This window comes from Labrenzia sp. OB1, from assembly GCF_001624695.1.
Classification (GTDB): domain Bacteria; phylum Pseudomonadota; class Alphaproteobacteria; order Rhizobiales; family Stappiaceae; genus Roseibium.
Genome location: NZ_JSEP01000030.1, coordinates 1 through 22443 on the forward strand (window position 1 = coordinate 1; position 22443 = coordinate 22443).

At 60.9% G+C, this 22443-nt stretch carries 17 protein-coding genes and 1 tRNA gene; 7 read left to right on the forward strand and 11 right to left on the reverse strand.

Annotated elements, in window-relative coordinates; all coding sequences use genetic code 11:
* Positions 1 to 169: 169 nt before the first annotated feature.
* The 6 genes from OA90_RS25060 (at position 170) to OA90_RS25085 (ending at position 8911) form a co-directional block, all read left to right on the forward strand.
* Positions 170 to 246: transfer RNA gene (locus OA90_RS25060), tRNA-Met, on the forward strand.
* A 458-nt stretch (positions 247 to 704) separates the two neighbouring features.
* Positions 705 to 3590: a peroxidase family protein gene (locus OA90_RS28220; protein WP_082837270.1), complete on the forward strand. Its 2886-nt coding sequence runs from the start codon at positions 705 to 707 to the stop codon at positions 3588 to 3590.
* A gap of 12 nt (positions 3591 to 3602) precedes the next feature.
* On the forward strand, positions 3603 to 5246 hold the full coding sequence (locus OA90_RS25070; RefSeq protein ID WP_068419403.1) for a hypothetical protein: 1644 nt from the start codon (positions 3603 to 3605) through the stop codon (positions 5244 to 5246).
* An 8-nt stretch (positions 5247 to 5254) separates the two neighbouring features.
* Complete coding sequence (locus OA90_RS25075) at positions 5255 to 5842, forward strand: hypothetical protein (protein ID WP_068419405.1); 588 nt, start codon at positions 5255 to 5257, stop codon at positions 5840 to 5842.
* 1 nt (position 5843) lies between these two features.
* Complete coding sequence (locus OA90_RS25080) at positions 5844 to 7226, forward strand: hypothetical protein (protein WP_068419407.1); 1383 nt, start codon at positions 5844 to 5846, stop codon at positions 7224 to 7226.
* 44 nt (positions 7227 to 7270) lie between these two features.
* Positions 7271 to 8911, forward strand: coding sequence for a S8 family serine peptidase (locus OA90_RS25085; protein ID WP_068419409.1), 1641 nt, complete (start codon positions 7271 to 7273; stop codon positions 8909 to 8911).
* 23 nt (positions 8912 to 8934) lie between these two features.
* Here OA90_RS25085 and OA90_RS25090 read toward each other — a convergent pair whose 3' ends face one another.
* The 7 genes from OA90_RS25090 to OA90_RS25120 all read right to left on the reverse strand — a co-directional run bounded on the left by OA90_RS25090 (position 8935) and on the right by OA90_RS25120 (position 17213).
* Positions 8935 to 10029, reverse strand: coding sequence for a glycoside hydrolase family 88 protein (locus OA90_RS25090; RefSeq protein WP_068419410.1), 1095 nt, complete (start codon positions 10027 to 10029; stop codon positions 8935 to 8937).
* A complete protein-coding gene (locus OA90_RS25095; protein ID WP_068419412.1) occupies positions 10019 to 11527 on the reverse strand; it encodes a glycoside hydrolase family 28 protein in 1509 nt (502 codons plus the stop codon). The genes OA90_RS25090 and OA90_RS25095 overlap by 11 nt, the downstream gene beginning before the upstream one ends.
* 60 nt (positions 11528 to 11587) lie before the next feature.
* Positions 11588 to 12865 carry an ABC transporter substrate-binding protein gene (locus tag OA90_RS25100; RefSeq protein ID WP_068419414.1) on the reverse strand — a complete coding sequence of 426 codons (1278 nt, stop codon included), beginning with the start codon at positions 12863 to 12865 and terminating at the stop codon, positions 11588 to 11590.
* Positions 12866 to 12889: 24 nt separating this feature from the next.
* Positions 12890 to 14011, reverse strand: coding sequence for a sn-glycerol-3-phosphate ABC transporter ATP-binding protein UgpC (gene ugpC, locus OA90_RS25105; RefSeq protein ID WP_068419416.1), 1122 nt, complete (start codon positions 14009 to 14011; stop codon positions 12890 to 12892).
* A complete protein-coding gene (locus OA90_RS25110) occupies positions 14011 to 14865 on the reverse strand; it encodes a carbohydrate ABC transporter permease (protein WP_244274711.1) in 855 nt (284 codons plus the stop codon). The genes ugpC and OA90_RS25110 overlap by 1 nt, the downstream gene beginning before the upstream one ends.
* A gap of 66 nt (positions 14866 to 14931) precedes the next feature.
* The gene (locus OA90_RS25115) at positions 14932 to 15816 is read right to left on the reverse strand and encodes a sugar ABC transporter permease (RefSeq protein ID WP_068419420.1); all 885 of its coding nucleotides are present in this window, start codon (positions 15814 to 15816) and stop codon (positions 14932 to 14934) included.
* On the reverse strand, positions 15816 to 17213 hold the full coding sequence (locus tag OA90_RS25120) for an alpha-galactosidase (protein WP_068419422.1): 1398 nt from the start codon (positions 17211 to 17213) through the stop codon (positions 15816 to 15818). The genes OA90_RS25115 and OA90_RS25120 overlap by 1 nt, the downstream gene beginning before the upstream one ends.
* Before the next feature lie 170 nt (positions 17214 to 17383).
* Here OA90_RS25120 and OA90_RS25125 point away from each other — a divergent pair, with 170 nt between their 5' ends.
* Positions 17384 to 18250 carry an AraC family transcriptional regulator gene (locus OA90_RS25125; protein WP_068419424.1) on the forward strand — a complete coding sequence of 289 codons (867 nt, stop codon included), beginning with the start codon at positions 17384 to 17386 and terminating at the stop codon, positions 18248 to 18250.
* Between the two features lie 39 nt (positions 18251 to 18289).
* On the opposite strand, the gene uxuA is transcribed toward OA90_RS25125, so the two are convergent.
* Genes uxuA through kduI form a run of 4 tightly spaced genes read right to left on the reverse strand, consistent with a single transcriptional unit; the run spans position 18290 to position 22431 of the window.
* Positions 18290 to 19465, reverse strand: coding sequence for a mannonate dehydratase (uxuA, locus tag OA90_RS25130; protein ID WP_068419426.1), 1176 nt, complete (start codon positions 19463 to 19465; stop codon positions 18290 to 18292).
* Positions 19462 to 20892 carry a mannitol dehydrogenase family protein gene (locus OA90_RS25135; RefSeq protein WP_244274710.1) on the reverse strand — a complete coding sequence of 477 codons (1431 nt, stop codon included), beginning with the start codon at positions 20890 to 20892 and terminating at the stop codon, positions 19462 to 19464. The genes uxuA and OA90_RS25135 overlap by 4 nt, the downstream gene beginning before the upstream one ends.
* Positions 20882 to 21610 (reverse strand): 2-dehydro-3-deoxy-D-gluconate 5-dehydrogenase KduD, encoded by a 729-nt coding sequence (gene kduD, locus OA90_RS25140; protein ID WP_068419430.1) that lies wholly within the window; start codon positions 21608 to 21610, stop codon positions 20882 to 20884. Before kduD ends, OA90_RS25135 begins: the two co-directional genes overlap by 11 nt.
* Positions 21607 to 22431, reverse strand: a complete 825-nt coding sequence (kduI, locus tag OA90_RS25145; protein ID WP_068419432.1) for a 5-dehydro-4-deoxy-D-glucuronate isomerase — start codon at positions 22429 to 22431, stop codon at positions 21607 to 21609. Before kduI ends, kduD begins: the two co-directional genes overlap by 4 nt.
* Positions 22432 to 22443: the final 12 nt, after the last annotated feature.

Here is a 22443-nt window from a genome sequence, read left to right on the forward strand (position 1 = left end):
GCGCGCTACCGCCTCTCGGCTACCTGAGCGCTAACTCTTCAACAATAGCGCTCACGCGCGCAACGACCTGCACGCTGCGATCCGCGAGAGCGACCTGACAGGCCGGCAGCCTCATGGCCGTGCCTCAAGCCCAACGGGGACACAAACAAACCCCTGAAACAAAATATAACGCGGGATGGAGCAGTCCGGTAGCTCGTCAGGCTCATAACCTGAAGGTCGCAGGTTCAAATCCTGCTCCCGCAACCAAATCATAAAAAAAATCAGCCCCCTCGGTGAAAACCAAGGGGGCTGTTTTGTTTGCTTACGGTCACAGATCTTGACATCCTCAGCTAGCAAGAAGCGCTTCGACCAACGCTGCAAGACAAAAACAAATCTCCCGAACGAAACCAAAATAACCCCATCAGGGAAAACCAAAAGGGCTGACGTCGTTTTGGAACAGATATAGCGCAAACGAAAGGCAAAAATACCTGGACTGCCTCCGGGGACCGAGAGTGCTCCGGATGTCCTTGAGCAATCGGGGTATTTCACTTTGTACAGCGCAGTGCGATCTTGTGAATGTCCTCGCGACGGCCGGTTTGGCGATGGGGTGGAGATTCCTGTATTGAAATATGCAACCGCTGGGTATATAGTTTCCTTGTACTACTGAATATTATTTGATTTTTGACTTAACTTAATTCTACTTAAAGTTGTAATTGGAGGGGCGTATGCTGGCTCCGGACGGCGAAGTCGAACACGACGTTGATCGTGGTTTCGACAAGATCACACGTTGGGAACATTACAAAGGTGCTCATGGCGACGCGGACTCGGAGCGTCGTGATTTCGAGCGTTTTTCCGTCGCGATACTGAAGATCCAGGACACGGTGCGGCGCCGGTCCGGCGCTTTGCGTATAGACCGCGCGCAGCACGCCAAGGCGCTGCTGGCGGTCGAGACTGCTACCCTCAGGATCGCTGACGATCTGCCGGAGGACCTGACCGTCGGCCGATGGCGGGCCGGTGCCGAGTTTCCGGTCATCCTGCGCCTGTCGAACGCCAGTGGCGTGCACCAGGGGGACGGGCAGCGCGATCTGCGCGGGGCTGCGTTGCGCGTGGACACCGGGGCGGCGGTGCATGACCTGCTGATGACCAATTTCCCGGTTCCGCATGCGCGCGATGCCTCCCAGTTCATCGCCTTCGCGTCGGCGATGGCGGGCAACCGCATTCTCGGTATAGCGAAACTGATGTTCGCCGTCGGCCCGTTAGAGGCTATCCGCATGCTGCGCAATGTCGCCGGAGGAACGGGCCGGCCGGTCCAGTCGCTGGCAGGCGAGAGTTTCTGGAGCCGTGGCGCGATCCTTTGGGGTGAGGACGGCGGTCCTGTCAGGTATTTCCTGCGTCCTGCATCCGGCAGCGTCACGCAGGGGAGGGTGAAAGACTGGCAACCGCCGGACGATCCGAACTACCTGCGCGCCGAAATGGCGAATTTGCTGATCGAGGGAGATGTGAGCTGGGAGCTCTGCGTTCAGCGGTTCGTCAGTGAAGATGTCACGCCGGTTGAAGATGCCGCAGCCGAATGGCCACAGGAGAGCTCCCGGCCGATCGTGGTCGCGACGCTTACTGTTCCTAAGCAGGACATCACGACGCTGGAGGCCCAGGCGAAAACAGCAGAGATTGACGGACTCTCCTTCAATCCCTGGAACACCACGCCCGAATTCCGGCCTCTCGGCAATCTCAACCGTGCCAGAAAAGCCGTTTATGCGGCAAGCGCCGCGCATCGGCTGCGCAGACGTTTCTACGAGCCGATGCCCTTGCGCAACCGGGTCGTGACGGCGTGTTTCTCGCATGTCTTTTCGCTGCTCAACCGTTGGCTTCCTTGGTACCGGCTGCCGCACCTGGTGGCGCTCTTGAACCTGTCGCTTCTGCGTCACCAGTTGCGCAAGGAAAACCTCATCGACCGGGAACCGGTCGAACCGAACCCGCAGGCGACCCAGCCGGAACCTGCGGTACCGGAAAATTTCCGCGACAGCAGAAGCTTCGACGGGAAGCAGAACGATCTGAGCGTTCCCGACATGGGCCGCGAAGGCGCCGCCTTCGGCCGTAACCTGCCCCCTGATCCGCGTCCGGGCGATGTGAATACGCCCAATCCCGTTCTCGTCAGCCGCGAATTGCTTTACCGCAAACAATTCATCCCGGCGTCATCGCTGAATGTGCTCGCCGCCGCATGGATCCAGTTCCAGGTGCATGACTGGGTGCAGCACAGCCGCTTTCCACCCGGCCAGCGGGATGTTGTAGTTCCCATGCCCGACGGTATGACGTGGAAAAACACGCCGCGCGGCAAAAAAGAAAACACAATGCGGATTTCCGGCGACCGTCCGTTGGGGGCTGCCGACGACATGAACCCTGTTTTCGGGAACACCGTTTCCCATTGGTGGGACGCCTCGGAAATCTACGGCAGCACCCTGCAGAACGCGCAGCGTCTTCGGGAAGGCAGCGGTGCGAAGCTGCATCTTGAGAACGGTTACCTTCCGGAAGACAATATCGGCATGGAAGTGACCGGCTTCAATGAAAGCTGGTGGCTTGGCCTGTCATCCCTGCACACCCTGTTCGCCCGCGAGCACAATGCCATATGCGACGCGCTGCACAGGGAATACAGGGACTGGAGCGACGAACGGGTCTACCAGACAGCCCGTCTGATCATCTCCGCGCTGATCGCCAAGATCCATACGGTGGAGTGGACGCCGGCCATTCTGGCAACCCCGGAAATCGACGTCGCCCTCAACGCCAACTGGTCAGGCCCTGCGGGTGCGTTCACGCGCATGGGGCTATGGCTTCAGGAAGCCCACGCCTTGCGCGGCATTCCGGACACGCTTCCCGATCACCACAACGCCAGATACTGTCTGACGGAGGATTTCGTCACAGTCTACAGGCTGCACCCGCTTCTTCCGGACGACTACCGCATTCACGATGCGCAGACCGGAGCCTTTCAGGAAACGCTCGATTTCAACTCGGTGCAGGGCATCCGGACGGACGAGGAGATGCGGCGTATCGGCCTGTCCAGCGTCCTTTATTCCATGGGGATCGCGCATCCGGGTGCGATCACGCTGCACAATTATCCAAGGTCCCTGCAGAACTTCACCCGAACATCGCCGGACGGCAAATCCGAGATAATCGATCTGTCGGTTGTCGACCTTGTGCGCGAACGCTCCCGTGGCATTCCCCGTTACAACAAGTTCCGGCAGGGGCTGCACAAGCCGCCGATCAAGCGCTGGGAGGACATCACCGCCGACAGCGAAAACGTGCGTCTGCTCAAGGAGGTCTATAAATCCATCGACGATGTGGACACGATGGTCGGTCTTTTTGCCGAAACGCCGCCTCCGGGCTTCGGGTTCTCCGACACCTCGTTCCGTATCTTCATCCTGATGGCGACCCGCAGGTTGCAGTCTGACCGTTTCCTGACCGTCGATTTCCGGCCGGAAATCTATTCGCCGCTCGGAATTGCCTGGGTGCAGGAAAACACCATGAGCAGCATTATTCTGCGTCACTTCCCTGACTTTGCGTCCGTTCTGCCAACGGGGCAAAGCGCGTTCGCCCCGTGGCGGCGGCGGCAGAATTGAGGAGCATGTGCAATGCCGGTCTCCAATCACCGCCTCAATTACGTCTGGCGGACGGCTCTTTGGGCGTGCAACGCGGTCCTGCTGATCGCGCTCGGCTTGACGGGTCTGTTCATCTATATCGAAGGAGGCTGGGCGAAACCGGTCTTCCGGGATACGCCTGAAGCGTTTCGGCACGGCACCATCGGGACAGAGGTGATGCCGCTGCCGGTTGCCCTTGTGCTGCCGGACCTGTTTCCGCACCATTTTCAGCCGGGCGGACAGACTGCGGGCAGCTGGGTGGAACAGTTCGGATTTCTGAACGATCCGGAAAACCCGGACGGGCTTCCCATCGGCTTTACCACGACCAACTACCGGCCCCAGTCCGCCGCGCCTTCACCGGTCCGGTTCGTCGCCCTGACCTGCGCCCTGTGCCATACAACCGAACTGCGCACTTCGGACGGCGGAGCGGCCGCCCGGCTCGTCGGCCCGGGGAGCGTTTCGATCAATCTGTTCGCCTGGCTCGACGCATTCCAGGCTTCGCTCCTCGAACGGCAGCCGGCGCCGGTGGGCGAGGCGGCGTCGGACGCGCCTTTCGTGCTGACGGTGGACGCGATCACCGAAGCCTATGAAGACAAGACCGGCAAGAGCCTGGGGCTGATGCAGCGGCTCATGATCGGCATGTGGCTCGGCCAGATCCGCGACCGGATGACCGAGAATATTTCCCGGTTCGACGAACCCTACGGCAATGGCCGCTCGCGCGATGAGGACGTCACGCCGACGGGGCCGACACGGACTCTGGCCTTCCGCACGTTGTTGCGTAACGTGATGAACTACCCTGCGAACGACCTGCCGATCCATTCCAAGATTGCGACGATCTATAATCAGGGCTGGCGCGAGCGGGCGCAGTTCGACGGATCGATCTCCAGTTCGGAGGCGCGAAGCTCACTGGCTGCGGTCGCTGCCGGCGCAACGGATGTGAATCTGGCCAATCCGGAAATCGTGCACAACATCCGCAAGGCGATCGAATACACGGTCACGCTCGCACCGCCGCGCTTCGAGGATGTTTTCCCCGACGCCGCGCCGCAGGATCCGGAGGCGGTGCGCCGTGGACGGGAGGTCTACCGGGCAAATTGCATGACCTGTCACGGTGACAGGGCGGACCAGAGCTGGGAACCGGGCGAACGGACCCACGAGGTGATCCCGGTTGCCGAAATCGGCACCGATCCGGAACGCGTCATGTTTCGTCACTACGGCGAAATGCCCGATGCGCTTTACCGGTATTTTCCTGAAGACCATCCTTTCGCGCTCGACAGGAGCGAAATCTTTCCGCAACCGGAAGACGCTGACAACATCGCCATCCGGGGGTATGTGGCCGGCCCGATCGACGGAGCCTTTCTGCGGGCGCCCTACCTGCATAATGCCAGCGTCCTGACACTGGCGGAGCTGATCAACCTGGAGCCGCGGCGGGAACAGTTCTATCGGGGCCAGAATCTCTATGACACTGATCGCGCGGGTTTCGCCAGTCCGCCGCGCAAGGATGCGTTGCGCTATTTCCAGTTCGACACGTCGGCGCCGGGCAACGCGAATTCCGGTCATGACTATCCCTGGGCAATCGACGACCCCCGACGGGACCCGGCTGCCCTTGGCGATCTGCTCGCCTATCTGAAAACCCTGTGAGGTCCGCCATGAACCATGACAAACCGAAGGCGGTGACACTCGCGCAGTTCACCGCGATGAGTGTGCCGACCACGCTATTGATCCTGTGGACCATGTTCGCACCGGAACTGGGTGGCGCACTGGAACTGGGCCGCACCAAACTGACAATCTGGGCGACGACCTTCCTGCTTGTTCCGGCGCTCGCCTTCTGGCTGTTTCGAACGACAAATCAGGCAATCGCCAATCTCGGTTATCTTTTCTGGACCGCTGCCTGGGTGGTGTTCCTGCTGCATGCCTATTGGGCGATTTTCATCATTTTCGACGGCATCGCCGACACATTCGTGCAGCAGGGGACGCTTATCGCCGGGGGTAATTTTTTCCTTCTGGCCGTGTGGACGCTTGATGTCGCGATGATCTGGCTGCTGCCGGCGCGGTTCCAGTCCTATTGGGTTCAACTGATCGCAAGGCTGCTGGCATTTCTGATCTTCGCCCTGACCCTGGTCGCTCTGAGAGGCGGGGCCATCCAGATACTCGGATTTGTCTTTACCGGACTTCTGGTTGCCGGCGCGCTGGTCCGGGCGATTGTTCAGGTGCCTGCGGCAAGGGTGGAAACCTGACATGGACAACAACGCGGAAATTCACGGTGGACTTGCAGATCTACTAAGCCGGCCCCTGATCGAGACGATCCGGCAGCGCAGGACCCACAGGGTTCCGCGCGGTGTTGAGGAAGTTGCCGCCGGGTCCATGACCTACCGCTCGCAGCAGGAACCCAAACCCCTTTCGGAGCTGGAGGAAGCGCTGCTGATCGCGATGACCGGCGCGACCGGTCTGACCATGCCCGACCGGCCGTTTCAGGATCCCGATACCGGCCGTCTTGTCATGGCAAAACCGAACCTGACGATGACGGGCCGGACGGCCGGCAGTCCCGACAACGCGCAGGGCACCCATTTTTTTCTGATCAACGATACGGGAACCTATTTTCTGCGGCAGCTGCCGGCGAGCGAAGAGGCGTTCTCGCCCGATGCGCTGATCAGGCGGGCGAATGAGGCCAAGGTCAAGCTGCTGGACAGGCGCCTGGACGTGGAGAAGGGCGCACGGAACTTTCCCGCCTATCTGGACTCCAACCGTCTCTTGTCCAATCTGCCGGGCACGACGATCCTGCTTCCGGTGGTGGACCTTTCGCATCAGTATATCAACGGGCTGATGTATCTCCTCACCCAACCGGACGGTGCCCGTCCCGCCCTTGTGGACGACAGGAATTTCTACATGTCCGCCGGGGTGAAGGACTGGATCCGCCGCGGCTTTCTGAATGACGATATCAAGGTTCCGCTTGGCGTTGTCGGGTCCTTGCGAACCCAGCTTGAAGCGCCTCTGTTGCTGCAGAACCTCTTTCTGGTCGCCGAAGCCATGGGGCTCGGGGCCTGGATCCACGCAACCATCAGCCCGCCGGTGCTGACGGGGGATCCCAAGTTCCGCGATCAGTTCGGGCCGATGCTGGGGTTTGACCATGTGGTTCCCAAGTGGCGGCTGATGGACATTTTGAGGTGGCACGTGCCGTTGCCGCGGTTTGCCGATGTCCGGGCGCATCCGGTTGCCCTGCGGCATCAGGACGAAGACCTGATCAAGGCCAAATGCCCGCCGAATTACGCCAGCATGAGCGAAGCGGTGGATGCGGTCGTCGCACAGAAATTCGGGTCAGGCGGTGTCTACCAGGACGGTGATACTTTCCAGAAAATCTACAAGGACGACTACGGCGAGCGCTATCTGAAAGAGGCGGCGCAATACGACAAGGACGTCATCAGCTGCGTGCGGGACATCTGCACCTACATTCACGACACCCATGGCCGGTTCCCCGCGCATTGCGAAGCGATCCACGTGCCAGGTGTTTGGCTTCAGGTGCATCACGTCGAACTGCCTTATTACGAGAAGTTCTTCAGGAACGGGGTCACGGAGCAGCATCGGAACCACGATGCGCTGTGGGACGTGGAGACCGGCAATTGATTTCGGCAGACTTCCTCCGGACATGAATTTGGGAGGCATCCATAATGGCTGTCGACGGGAATGCACTTGAAAATGTCCTGAACATTTTGCTTCAGGCGACCTTCGGGATCGAGGCAGGTCAGCCTCTGCCTCCGGCACGGTTCTCGCTGCTCTTGAAGCCGGGAGAAGACACCGCAAGGGCGATGGACGAGATCGCCCGAAGTTTCGAGGGCAAGTTCGCGGTGACGGTCGAACAGCCCCTCAGGGACGATGAACCGGAAATGCTCGTTCTGACCCTGGCGGGCCGGAGCTTCTACGACAGTCCCCATCTGTGTTTCGAGGCGGTCTACCGGCTGATAGATGCATTCGGACTTTCCAACGCCGAGCCGGAAATCCTGACCGGCATTTTCGTGGAGCCGGACCTTGGCGGTCCGCAGCGATTGGAGGAACTGGCAGTCGCGACCGCCGGGGGATGCTGGGCGCCGCCGGAACCGCGTGTGGAGGCCGACAAGCAATGGGCGTTGACGGCGATGCGTGTCAAACAGGCCTGGGGCCTGTCGCCACCGGATCGCGCGCAGGGGGCCGGTATCGTGATCGCTCAGCCCGATACAGGTCTGACAGAGCATGCCGAGCTGCAGGGCATCCGGTTACGAGACCCCATCGACCTCATTCAGGGAGATAGCGATCCGGAGGATCCGTTGACAGCCTGGTTCGGCAACAACGGTCATGGAACGGCCACAGCCAGTGTCGTTTTCAGCAAGGCGCCCGGCGATGTGCTCGGGTCCGCCCCGAAGGCCGTCCTGATGCCGATCCGGGCCATTCGCAGTGTTGTGCGCACCTCGCAACTCAGTGTCGCCGAGGCGATCAATTATGCGGTGGACAATGGCGCCCACGTCATCACCATGAGCCTGGGAGGCGTGCCGTCGTTTTTCCTGCGGGCCGCGGTGCGCAGAGCCGTGCGTAAAAACATCATCGTCATGGCGGCCTCGGGCAATTGTGTGCGGGAGGTGGTCTATCCGGCGCGTTACGACGACTGCATGGCGGTCGCGGGAACGAATATCGACGATCAGCCCTGGAGGGGCTCCTGCCGGGGAGCTTCGGTGGCGATCAGCGCACCGGCCGAAAATGTCTACAGGGCGCGGGCGGAACGCGTCGACGAGGAGGCGCGTTTTTCGACCGGACAAGGCCAGGGAACCAGTTTCGCCGCTGCGCTGGCCGCCGGTGTGGCTGCCTGCTGGCTCGCCCATCATGGCCGGGACGGCCTTGTCGCGAAAGCAGATGCGCGGGGTGAGAAACTGCAGCAGAGCTTCACGCGGCTCGTCGCCGCCACCGCAAGAAGGGTTCCTGGATGGAACTCCGGGGAATTCGGGGCCGGCATCATGGATGCCGCCAGCCTTCTTGGGGCCGATTTCGATCTGGTCCCGGAAGGTCCCCAACCGGAATTGGCAGTGGTGGCTCAGGGCGCAGACAGTGTGCGCTCGCTGGCCGAGGGTGCCGCTGGCGGCCTACCGGTGGAGGAGATCGATTGGGACATCTACGGACCGGAGATCGCCCTGAACATCTATACGAATGCCATGGCTGGCGGGGGGCTGCGAAACGGAGATCGGGGCGTGCTGGAGACCATCGCGGGCGCCCGCCCGGAACCGCTTTCCGCATCTCTGCTCGCACGGCTCAAATCACGGCCGGGTCTCAAGGCCGCGCTTTGAAACTCCTCCGATGGGTTTTGCCGTCATGTGAGCGCGGCGATGTCTTCGGAGGTTCTGTTCATCATGATCGTCGCAACGCCCATCATCAGCGGGCCGACGCCCTTCGGATCGTCTTCCACGACAGGTTCGCTGAGATAGTATTGAGGCGTTCCATCGCGGTATACGCCTTCAAAGCCTCCGAGACCCGCGACTTCGCAGATGCCGGACATACGTATTCTGCCGTCGGCGCGCGGGCCGATCGCATGGGCGGTCAGGCTTCCCATAAGATCCTCGCGGACCGGGGCGATGAGTTCGAGGGCCTGCGCGCGCTCCAGAGCATAGATGAACATTGCCGAGGCGGATGTCTCCGGGTAATTGCCTTCAAGATCGGGCGCATCGATTATCTGAAGCCAGAGGCCGTCTTTCGTGCGCAGTTCGAGGATGCGGTTCAGGAGGTCGGTGGTCTGTTGCCGCAGCGGTGAAAAGGTTTCAGGTCCGATCAGGTCGGCCACATCCACAAGGCACATGCTCAGCCAGCCAAGCGCACGGGCCCAGTGCGCCTGCGACTTGCCTGTCCGCGGATCGGCCCAGTCCTGGTGGCGGATCTCGTCGTAGCCGTGAGCGTAAAGACCGGTTTCCGGTACATAGGTTTCTTGCAGGGCAACGCCGATCTGGGTCAGGGAATCGCGGATCAGCTCGGGCCGGTTGCGCGCATGGGCATAGGCGATTTGAAAGGGAGCGGCCATATAAAGGCCATCCAGCCAGATCTGCCAGGGATAGCGCGCCTTGTGCCAGTAGACGTTGGATTTGGTGCGCGGATGCGTGGCGAGCTGATCGGCGAGAAGGTCGGCACATGCAAGATATCTCGGGTCGCCCGTGAGCATGTCGAGATACAGCAGGGCGCCGCCCGCCCTGACATTGTCGATATTGTATTCTGACAGGACATAACCGGAGAGTTTCGGCCCCGGCAGGATCTGTGCATCCACGAGTCGCTTGAGATGGGCGAGCCACCGGCTTTCGCCGCTTGCCATGTGCAGCAACTCCAGACCGCGATAGATCAGGCCGTCCTCGTAACACCAGTTGCCGCCCTTGTAGGGTTTGTAATCCGTTGCATACCGGTCGAAAAAGTCAGTCAGCATGGGGTTTGTCCTTGGGGGCAAGAGTTATTCCGCCAACGACTTCTGCGAATTGAGCAACAATAGTCTCATGTCGGCAGGCAGGGACCCGACACGCCATGAGCGGTACGTCGGGAACGGCATCCTGATCGAAGGACACCAGCATGTTTTCTATGCGGATACCCGAAAACGGAGCTTCGGGCAGGCCGAGAAGAGCGACCGCCGCCAATTGAACATTGGTCGCAGTAATATCTTTCAGTGTGATCGCGGCGACCTGCGGTGTGGTGCCGTCCACTGGTGCCGGGTCGCGGGACTGGACGGCGTCGGATCTTCCGTCGGCGTCGCAGAAATAGAAAGCGTTGGCGGCGAAGGGGGTCGCGACACGGTCCATGTCGACATTCGTCATGGAAATATCGGCGACCCGTCCACCACGGCCCCGGCGCGTCTTGATCCTCAGGCCGCGGTCGGTGCCGAGGAAACGGCAGTGTTCAATCCTGACGCCGCTGATCCCGCCGCTCATTTCCGATCCGAGCACTACCGCACCGTGGCCCCGTTCCATCAGGCAATGGCTGATGGTCAGATTTCGTGTCGGCACAAGGTGGTCGAGCCTGTCCCCCCCGCGTTTGCCGGATTTGACGGCGATGCAGTCGTCGCCAACCGAAAAATGGATGCCGGTCAGTTTGGTCTCCTCGCAGCATTCCGGGTTCAGGCCGTCAGTGTTGGGACTGTCGGACGGGTTTTCGATCCTCAGTCCGGCCGCCGTGACATGACGGCTGTGGAAGGGATGGACGGTCCACGAGGGGGAATTGCGGATTGTCAGGCCAGACATGAGCACGTGATCGCAATGGGCGAGAAAAACCGTTCTCGGCCGGCGAGCGCCGCGTCTTGTTTCCTTCGGCCACGTCCACCAGTCGCCGCGGTCGCCGCCGCCGTCGATAACTCCGGCTCCTGTCAGGGCAATATCCCTGCAGCCGACCGCTGTGATCAGGGCCGCGAAACTTTTTTCCGGAAGCCCCTCCCAGGTTCCAACGACGCGGCCTGCCGCATCGCGTTCTTCAAGGATCGGCCAGTCCTGCCAGTCGCCGATGGCGGCTAGCTCCGCACCTTGCGCCAGATGAAGGGTCATGCGGGAGCGCAGAAACAACGGGCCGGTCATGAAGCGGCCTGGCGGGACGAGAAGCGTGCCGCCTTCGGGGACGGCATTTATGGCTGCCTGAATGACAGGCGAATTGTCCGCTGCTGAAGGCTTAGCGCCGTGGGCGGCGATGTCTATCGCGCCAAGACATTGCCTCGTGCGGAACTCGATGCTGCCGAACATGCAGGTCAGGCTGTAACCGGTGTCCGGTTGCAGATCGTTCAACTGCAGGACGGCTTGCTCCGTCCGACCGGAAACGGACTCTTTGTCCGTCAGCGACGTCAATATGAACCCGACCGGCTCCGGCAGGGCATATTTCGCCCCGGCAGGCGCGAGGAGTACGGTTGCCGTCCTCGATGAAGCGGCAATGAGCTTGAGTAGGGTCATTGAAACACTGCGGTCAAAGCGAACAGGAGGCGGCCGGGGGAACCCGGCCGCCCCGAATGTTCAGGGACGGTATTCCTCGATGGCCTCGTTGACGCCGTCGATGATCTGCTCGGCGGCCGCGTTGGCATCGATCTGCCCGTAGGCATATTCTTCAAGCGTATCCAGGAAGATCGAGCGAACGTCCGGATGCTCGTTTAGCGGCGATACGGTGGGGCCGGAAGCTGCCATGATGATGGCATTGGCATCCGCCAGCTCCGGCTTGATGCTGCCGGCGGCCTTCAACTGGCCCGACGCAGCCTTTGACGCCGGCAGTCCGCGGGTCGTGCCGAGTGCCTCGATCCCTTCAGGCTCGTTGAGCAGGCAGTTGAGGATCTGGCCGGCCGCTTCCTTGTTCCCGGAGCGCTTGGAGATGGAGAACATCATCGATGGCTTGCGGTAAATGCCTTCCGTCTGTGCGCCTTCGCCCGTCAGGATCTTGACCGGAACAAGATTCTGACCTTCCTGAAGAGGGTCGGAGTACTTGAAGTAGGTCGAATCCCATTCATAGGACCCGGCGATCCGCCCATCCGTCCATTCCGGCTTTTCATAAAGGTTGGCGTTGCCCGCGGCATTGGCCTCCTGCTGGGTCATGGTCACGCCGCTTTCCATCATCTTGCCATAGACCTCGATGCCCGCAGCCAGTTCCTCGGGTGTCCAGGCAACGGTGACGGTTGCCGGATCGATGAGATCCTTGCCTGTCTGCTGGGTGGTGTAGAGCGAAACCAGCAGGGCCGCGGTTTCCTTGATGGCGTTGAGCGGATAATACTCCTCGCCGAGCTTTTCACGGACCTGCTGGGCGGCTGCGAACAATTCGTCCCAGGTTGCCGGCAGTGGAACCCCTGCCTTGTCGAATGTGGTCTTGTTGAAGAAGAAGACACGTCCGGTGGTGGAAACCGGCAGGCCGTTGATGTGACCGTTCACAGAGGTCGAATCCAGCTGGGCATCGGTCCAGTTGTCCAGCTCGATGACGCCGGACAGCTCCTTCAGATCGGCGAAACCTTCGCCGTTGGAGGAGAAAAGCGGCAGCCACGGCCAGTTGATCTGCATGATGTCGGCTTCGGTTCCACCGGCGATCTGAGTGGTGACCTTTTCCAGGTGTCCCGACCAGCCCGTGAATTCCGGCTTGATCGTGTGGCCGTGCTTTTCACCGCAAACCTTCAGGGCTTCCTGGGTGGCTGCGTGGCGGCTGTCGCCCCCCCACCAGCTCATGCGCAATTCCACCGCGCCCGCAGCGGAAACTGTTGTTGCAAGCGCGGTTGCGGTCAGCAACGCACCAAGGCCAAGTTTCAATCCTGTCATTTCTTCCTCCCATGACGATCAGACTTAAAGTCCGGCAAGCGAGATGTTCTGCTCGCTGTACCTGTCGAACAGATGAATCCGGTGTCCGATAGGTTTGAGTGCGACAGCATCTCCGCGTTTCGGAATTGCGGTGAGATGGTCGCTTGGCACCACGGCGACAAAGATCTGGCCATGGATGCCAATATGAAGATTGATTTCGTGACCCAGGAATTCGACAGTGGTCACTGTTCCCGAAAGCGCGTTTTCCGTTCCCTGCGGACAGACTTCCAGATGCTGGGGGCGAATGCCGAACTTCACCGGACCCGTTGTCTCGCTGAGCCGCTCGCCAAGACCTTCGTCAACCCTGATGGTCTGGTCACCTATCGTGATGTGGGGCACCTGGTTGGTCGTCAGCACCGCGTCCACAAGGTTCATTTCCGGCATGCCGATGAAGCCGGCCACGAAGGCGTTGGCGGGACGCTCATAGAGCGTGACCGGGTCCGCCACCTGCATGATGTGGCCTTCGCGCATGACGCAGATCCGGTCGCCCATGGTCATGGCTTCCACCTGGTCATGTGTGACATAGACGACAGTCGCCGGGCGGCCTTCCGCCTTCAGACGTTTGTGGAGATCGGTAATGCGGACCCGCATGTAGGCCCGCAGCTTGGCGTCGAGGTTGGAAAGTGGCTCGTCGAACAGGAACACCTCCGGGTGCTTGATCAGTGCCCGACCGACCGCGACGCGCTGGGCCTGGCCGCCCGAAAGCTGTTTCGGCAAGCGTTCCAGAAGCTCTTCGATCTCCAGAACCTTGGAGACGTCCTGGGTGGCGTCGTTGATTTCGGGTTTGGGCCGGCGCTTCAGGCGCAGCCCGAAGGAGAGGTTGTTCTTCACCTTCATATGCGGGTAGAGCGCGTAATTCTGGAACACCATGGCGATGCCGCGTTTGCCCGGGACGATGTCGTTGACGACACGTTCGCCGATACGGATTTCGCCGCCTGTTATGGTCTCCAGGCCGGCGATCATCCGCAATGTGGTCGACTTGGCACAGCCGGAGGGACCGACCAGCACCATGAATTCGCCTTCCTGTACGGTGAGGTTGATGCCATGCACGGCCTTGAAGCCGCTGCCGTAGGTCTTTTCGACGGACTTCAGTTGCAGCTCGGCCATCAGCCTTTGACCCCTCCTGTCGAGATACCTTCGATGAAGTATTTTTGTGCGATGAAAAACACCGTCAGCGACGGCGCGAGCGCCAGGACCGACATGGCCAGGATCTGGTTCCAGTCGAAGGCCTCTGTCGTATCGATGGACAGTTTGAGGGCCAGACTCACCGGATACTTGTCGATCGATGACAGATAGATCAGCGGTCCGAGGAAGTCGTTCATGGTCCACATGAACTGGAAAAGGCAGACGGAGACGATGGCCGGCATCAGCATGGGCACGACTATGTAGACCAGCGTCTGCAGCGTGTTGGCCCCATCGACCCTTGCCGCCTCTTCCATGTCACGGGGAATGGCCCGCAGAAACTGGATCAGCATGAAGACGAAAAACGCATCTCCGGCAACGGCCGAAGGCACCCAGAGCGGCAGGAAGCTGTCGAGCCAGCCGATGTCGCGGAACAGCAGATATTGCGGGATGCGGGTCACCACGTTCGGCAGCAGCAGGGTTGCGATCACCGTCATGAACAGGATGCGCTTGCCGGGAAAGTCGAACCGGGCGAAACCGTAGGCGACGAGCGTGCAGGAGATGGCCGTGCCGATGACCTTCGGTGTGATTATCAGGAATGTGTTCCAGAAAAACCGTCCGAAGGTGTAGGGCGTGGATGTTTCCCAGCCCTTGATGTAGCCCGACAGGGTCGGATCCTTGGGCCAGAACGACGGGCTCGCGAAAATCTCGGAGTTGGTCTTGAACGAGGCGCCGATCAGCCAGATGAGCGGATAGAGCATGATCAGGCCGAAGATCAGCAGAACGCTGTAGCGCATGGCACTGGAAATCCTGCTGCGGCGGCGCAGCTTGATTTCCATGGCGGTCGCCGGTTCGCTTGTGGACAGCAGTTTTTGCGGGTTCAGGTCGAAAGAGGCGGTCATCGGTCAGCTCCTCTTGTCGCCGGCGTAGTAGACCCATTTCTTGGACGACCAGAAGGCGGCAAGGGTCAGGACCATGATGATCGCGAAGAGCACCCAGGCAATCGCGGAGGCGTAGCCCATGTCGAAGCTCTTGAAGGCTTTTTCATAGATATACAGGGGCAGCAGGTAAGTTGATTTCAGCGGGCCGCCCTCGGTGATGATGTAGGGGCCGTTGAACTCCTGGAAGGCCTGCACCGTCTGCATGATCAGGTTGAAGAAGATCACAGGGGTGATCAGCGGCAGCGTGATGTAGCGGAACAGATGCCACTGGTTGGCGCCGTCGATGGAAGCCGCCTCATAGAGCGACTTGTCGACGGACTGCAGGGCGGCGAGGAAGATCACCATGGCCGAGCCGAATTGCCAGCAGCGCAGGAGCGTGATGGTGATCAGCGCGTTCTGGGGGTCACCGAACCAGTTTATGGGCTCCAGCCCGACGAGACCGATGATCATGTTGACCAGGCCGCTCTGGGCGAAGATATAGCGCCACAGGACGGCAATCGCGATCGATCCCCCCAGAATCGAGGGCACGTAATAGGCCGTGCGGAAGAAATTGATCGCCTTCAGCCGGTAGTTCAGGATCACCGCGATCAGCAGCGCGAAGGCCAGTTTGATCGGCACCGTCATGAAGACATAGAGCAGCGTGACCTTCAGCGACTTGTCGAAGGTGCGGTCGCGTGTGAACAGCTTGTGATAGTTGTCCAGACCCGTCCATTTGGGGGTGGAAAGCAGGTCGTAGTCGGTAAAACTGAGGTAGAAGGACGCGGCGAAAGGGAATGCCGTGAACAGCAACAGACCGGCAACATACGGCGCGACATAGAAATAGCCGAGATACTTGTTGTCTCCCCCCATCAGGCCGCCTCCACCGCAAGACCGTGGGGAAGCAGATGAGCCGTTGAAGAAATCATTTCCCGGAACATCGCGTGTGCATCCCGTTCGGTCAGGTCCCGGACGAGCGGATCTGAACAAAACAGCGGGGTGAGGCCGCCGTAGTCTGCGTCCGCAATGGCGGCCAACAGTTGCGTCTGCCGCCTGGAGTGATCCAGAACGATCTTTTCCAGTTCCGGCGGAAGTCTGCCGGCATTCACCGGGACAATTCTCCCCTTCAGGAATACGGCGTTGGTCTCGACGATCGCGTCCGTATCCAGTCCGTCCATCTGACCCCTGTTGGGCAAATTGACGTTGGAAATGTGTTTGCCTTGCCCCATGAGTGCTGCGATCTGATCGATCAGGGCCTCATCGGAGCGGCCGGCGACGGGCGCGGTTCTTCCGTTGGCGAGATCTTCGGCGCGCCGGCGTCTCTGGTCCTGATGGCGGATGCGGAACTCCACAGGCGTAAGCGCGAAATCCCAGTCCGCATGGCTTTTCAGATACTCCCCGGCGGGTAGAAATTCGGCCAGATGACGGTCACCGGCCGCGGCCGCGATTCCGAACCGGTTGAGGAGATCGAATTTCACGCGATTCCGGTCTTCGAAGTAGCGGGCATGTTCATCGTCGGGTGAGGGCTCTCTTTCCCTCCATCCGATGTTTGCATGATCCGCCGCGAGTTTCCCGTAGGCGGGCATCATGTCCCGGCCCGCCAGGGTGATGCTGTCGACGAAGGTGAAATGGTTGATGCCGAGCACATTGACGGCGATGTCGCGGAACTCCCAGAGATCCTCGCCGGCATCCCGGTTGGCGATCCAGGCGGCGATCTTGCGGATCTTGGTGACCTCGTGGCATTCGCCCCAGCATCTGATGTCGGGGAAAGCCCTGTAGAGAGCGCCCGTGAGGACGCTCATCGGGTTGGTCAGATTGCAGACGAAAGCATTCGGCGCGTGATCGCGGATTGCCGCTCCGATCTCCAGGAATATCGGCACCGCGCGCAGGGCGCGTATGAAACCGCCCGGGCCGACCGTATCGCCGACCGCCTGGGGAACGCCGTATCTTGCGGGAATGGCGATGTCGTTGGCCATGTCGGCGAAGCGGCCCGGCAGGATGGAAATCACCACCACGTCTGCCTGGTCTAGGGCGTGCTCGATCCGGTCCACAGCCTGGTATCGCGCCGGCGTACCTCTTGAGACATCGGCGAAGCGGGCGCCGATCCGTTCGTTGCGATCGGCCGCGGCGCGGTCGATATCGAAAAGCCTGACCTCGGCGGCCAGGCGTGTATCATGCGCAAGATCCGACATGAGGTTCAGCGCCCAGTTGAGCGATCCCCCGCCGATATATGCGATTTTAACCGGAGTTCCGTATTCGGAATGTTTCATGTCTTTTGCAAAAAAGTGCCTGCCGCTGCGCGATTGGATAATTCTGTCCCGGCGCGGGGCTGGCACTGTTTCCTCCCATGGAGAGCGGTCATTACGGGTGTCGCTTCTCTCACTTTTCTGATTTTATCGACGGGTCAGTGAGATTCAAATGAAGGCTAATAAACAAAAACATGGAGAAAAGCGAACATAGTCCTCTCACACGTATTCCCGTGCAGGCGCTTTCTCTGCGTCTTGCCCGCACGCCCATCCGGATGAAGCATGCGCAGACCTGGCGGATCAACAAGATCAATCCGGTCCATGATCTTGTGTTCTGCCTGTCGGGAACGGCCCGGTACCGGATGGGAGAGGAGAGTTTCACACTCTCGGAAGGCGAGGCCATGCTGATCCGGGGGCGGGAGCGGTTTCGCGGCGTTCACGGCGGCGGCGGAGACTATACCGGCGTTGCGCAGCACTTCACCCTCGATCTCTTCGGGCGCGCCGATCTGATTGACCAGATGCGGCTGCAGCGTAAGGTGACATTGCGCAACTGGCCGGTTCTTCAGCCTCTCATCGAACACTACCGGACCATGGCGGCGACCACCAGTCCGACACTCGTGCAGCACCACCAGTTCATGGTCCTGCTGCTTGCATTCCTTGACGATGCATTCCTCGGCTGGAGGGAGGAGGGGGATCTGCTCGCCAATCAGGGTCAGTTGTCGCTGCAGATCATGCTGCTCGCCTCACGGCTTGCCGCTGAACCGCTATTGGAAAATGGCCTGGAAAAAGCGATGGAGATGGTTCCCTACAACCGAGACTATTTCCGCAGGGCGTTTCGCGAGAGGATCGGGATGACGCCGCAGAAATACCTGGAATTCAAGCGGATGGAATATGCGGTGCACCGGCTGGGTCTCGGGCAGACAGTCAAGGAAACGGCCGCGGAACTTGGATATTCGGATCCCTATTTCTTCAGCCGCATGTTCAAACAGTATATCGGTGCAAGTCCGTCGAGCTACCGGCTGAAACGGACCGCACGGTCCCGGCACAGGTTTGTCGAATAGGGGGACGCAACGGGTACTCCGCAGTTCATGCGGCGTGCTTCAGGCCACGTGTTTCAGCCCGGCAATAATGCCCCGCAGTTCGGCCAGGCCGCGCATGCGGCCGATGAGCGGATAGCCGGGATGGGTTCCCTTTTTAGCGTCGGTCAGCAATTCATGGCCGTGGTCGGGTCTGAAGACGATGTCGCTGTCCCGCCGGTTTTCGCTTTTCCGCCGCCGTTCCTCGCGCATGAGCACCTCAATCAGCGCCGGCATGTCGGTGTCACCTTCAAGATGGGCTGCTTCCTCGAAGGACCCGCTCGGTTCCTTCGCGACGTTGCGCAAATGGGCGAAATGGATTTTCCCGGCAAACTGTTTCGCGATGGCCGGCACATCGTTTGCCGGATTGGCTCCAAGCGAACCGGCACACAATGTCAGCCCGTTGGACAGGCTCTCGTGAGCGGACAGGATCCAGTCGATGTCCGAAGCATTGGAGACGATGCGCGGCAGTCCGAGGATGTCCCTTGGCGGATCGTCCGGATGAACGGCGAAGCTCAGTCCCAGGTCTTCGGCGGCCGGAATGACTTCATCGAGAAACCGTTTGAAACTCGCGCGCAGGGCATTCCGGTCGAGGCCCGCATAGGGCGTCAGCGCCTGCCGCAGTCCCTGAACGTCGTAACGGTCATAGGCGCCCGGCAGTCCGGCCATGATTGCCGTGACGAGAATGTCGAGATCCTCGGATGTTGCGGTCTCGTACCAGCGTTTCGCGGCGGCGATGTTTTCTGCCGTGTAATCCTGCTCCGCTCCGGGCCGCTCGATCATGAAGAGTTCGAACGCGGCCATTTTCTCGGCGGAGAACCTCAGGCAGGAGCCGCCGCGACTTACCGGTGCAGTCAGATCCGTGCGGGTCCAATCCAGGAGCGGCATGAAGTTGTAGCAGATCACCCGGATGCCTTCGGCGGCAAGATTGGCCATGGACTGCCGATAGTTGGCGAACAGTTGCGTCAGATCTCCTTCGCCACGCTTGATTGCCTCGTGGACAGGCAGGCTTTCCACGACCGTCCAGTCGAACCCGGCGTCACGGATCTGCATCTTGCGGGTGGCGACCGTTTCACGCGGCCACACCTCGCCGTAGGGGATCTCGTGGAGGGCGGTGACTATGCTGGATGCTCCTGTCTGTGCGATTTCAGACAGGGAAATGCGGTCGAGAGCGCCATACCAGCGCCAGCCTTCAATCATGCGAGTGCCTCAAGAGTTCGGTGAACGCCGCCGGATGTCAGGCGCTCGTGGGCGGCGGTAACATCCGCTCGCATGGCGTCCGCCAGATCGGCATCGAAAATGTCACGCACGCCCAGAAGCGCGGCGACCTTGCCTCGCGCATCGGAAGCACCGTCGGAAAGGGCCCTGAGCCTGCCGGAGAGCGGGTCGCGCACATCGATGGGCCGGCCGCTGAGATCGGTTCCGCCAACATAGATCATCCACGCCGCAACAGCGGTAAGGAGGCCGGGGCAGGCGCGGTTGGCGGCAAGGTTGTCGCGCAGGGTTCCCAGGATCCGCTGCGGCAGCTTCTGGCTTCCATCCATGGCGATCTGCCAGGTGCGGTGCCGAATGCCGGGATTTGAATAGCGGTCGAACAGGGCGTCTGCGTAACCTGCGAGATCGACGCCGGGTGGCGCGGTGAAGGACGGAATGATCTCGGTCTTCCAGAGCCGTTTGACATAGGCGGCAAGAACGGGATCGGCGACCGTTTCGGCGATGGTCTCATGTCCGGCCAGATAGCCGAGATAGGCCAGCGAGGAATGTGTGCCGTTGAGCATTCTGAGCTTCATGTGCTCATAAGCGGTCACGTTGTCGACCAGTTCGACACCGACAGCACCAAGGTCCGGCCGTGCATCCTTGCCGTAGGCGGGAACGAAGTCGTCCTCCACCACCCACTGCCGGAAAGGCTCATGCATTACGGGCGCGGCATCGTGACGTCCGGTCCTGGCGCTCAGCGCCTCGATGTCCTCCGGCTTTGTCGCCGGGACGATCCGGTCGACCATGGTGGCCGGAAAGCGGCCTTCCGCTTCAAGCCAGTCCGCCAGGGATGGATCGATTTTTCTGGCCAGTTCCAGAACAATGCCCTTCACCAGGCGGCCGTTGTCGGGAAGATTGTCACAGGTCAGAACCGTGAAAGGCGGGAGGCCCGCTGCCTTGCGTCGCTGCAGCGCCCTGACCAGGTACCCCGGCGCGGTCGTCGGCAGTTCGCTTGTCAGGTCGTGCTGGATCCCGGGATGCTTGAAGTTGAGGCTGCCGGACGCCGGATCGTGGCAATAGCCCTTTTCGGTCACCGTCAGCGTAACGATCCGGATTGCGGCATCGGCCATTGCGGCCAGAACGGCCTCGGGCGACTCGGGTGCGACGAGAACGTCGCGGATGATCTCGACCTGGTGAAGACGGGAGCCGCCGGGCCCCAGTTCCTGGGCCGTATATACGAAATCCTGCGGCGCGAGCTGATCGCGCGTCGTCGGGCTTTGCAGGCTGACGCCGATGATGCCCCAGTCGCCGCCGGATTTTTCCATGGCTTCTTCGATGTAGACGGCACCGAAGGCCCGAAAGAATGCTCCCAGACCCAGGTGGACGATGCCAGCCGTCGGTGCCGGACCCTTTTCACGACTAACGCGCAAGCCAGCCTCCATCGACACTGAGGACGGTTCCGTGAATGTATTTCGCTGCAGGCGAGGCGAGGAACACGGTAGCCTCGCCGATATCGCTGGCTTCTCCCCAGCGTCCGGCCGGGATCCGCTCCAGGATCTGACGGTTGCGGTCCGGATCGTTGCGCAAGGCTTCGGTATTGTTGGTGGCGATATAGCCCGGCGCGATGGCGTTGACGTTGATGCCCTTGGCCGCCCACTCGTTGGCAAGCAGCTTGGTGATGCCGGCAACGCCATGTTTGGAAGCCGTATAGGACGGCACCCGGATGCCGCCCTGGAAGGAGAGCAGCGAAGCGATATTCACGACGGCTCCGGAGCGTCCGGCCGCGAGGGCGGCCTTGCCGAAAGCCTGGCAGGTGAAGAACACGGCTTTCAGATTCACATCGATGACGTCGTCCCAGTCGGCCTCGGAGAAATCGACGGAATCCGCGCGTCGGATAATTCCGGCATTGTTGACCAGAATATCGATCGTCTCGTTTTCAAACAGCGGTACGGCCGCCATGGGATCGGCGAAATCCACCGCCACGTGGCGGCCATTTTCGATCTTCGACAGGGTTTCGTCGCAGTCGCGGCGGGCGGCGCAGAGCACCTCCGCGCCTGCCGCGCCCATGGCGATGGCAATCGCCTGGCCGATGCCCGTATTTGCACCGGTCACCAGCGCGCGCTTGCCTTCGAGAGAGAAGGAATTCACCGCAGGTCTCCCATTGCAACCATGTCCATGTCGGTGAAGTCGACATTGTCACCGGCCATCGCCCAGCAGAATGTGTAGGCGCCTGTGCCCGCGCCACAGTGGATGGACCAGGGCGGGGAAACAACCGCTTCCTCGTTTGCCATTACAAGATGGCGGGTTTCCTCCGGCTTGCCCATGAAATGGAACACGCGCTGGTCCTCGCCGAGTTCGAAATAGAGGTAGGCTTCCATGCGCCGGTCGTGCAGGTGGGCGGGCATGGTGTTCCAGACAGACCCCGGTGCGAACTGGGTGTAGCCCATCAGAAGCTGGCAGCTCTCGGCGACTTCCGGATGCAGGAACTGCAGGATGACGCGTTCGTTGGAGGTCTCGGCGGAGCCGAGTTCGACCCGGCGCGCGTCCTTCACGGTGATCAGTTTGGTCGGGCAGGTCCGGTGCGCAGGCGCGGACAGCACGTAGAACCGTCCGGGGCCGGAAAAGGTCACCGGACCGGAGCCCATGCCGATATAGAGCACGTCGCCTCGGCCGACGTCATAGGTCTTTCCGCCGACCTTGACGGTTCCCGCATCGCCGATGTTCAAGATGCCGAGTTCGCGGCGGTCGAGCAGGGACGGGGTGCCGGCTTCATGGACGTGGTCCAGAACAAGCTCGCCCGAGCCTGGAACCGCGCCGCCCAGGATCAGACGGTCGTAGTGGGTGTAAACCAGATTGATCTCGCCCTCGACGAACAGGCCGGAGGCATGGAAATGATCGCGCAGGCCCTGGGTGTCGAGCTTTCTCGCGGTGTCCGGGTCGATCGCGTATCGGGTTTCTACATTGGTCATGGCAAAAGTCCT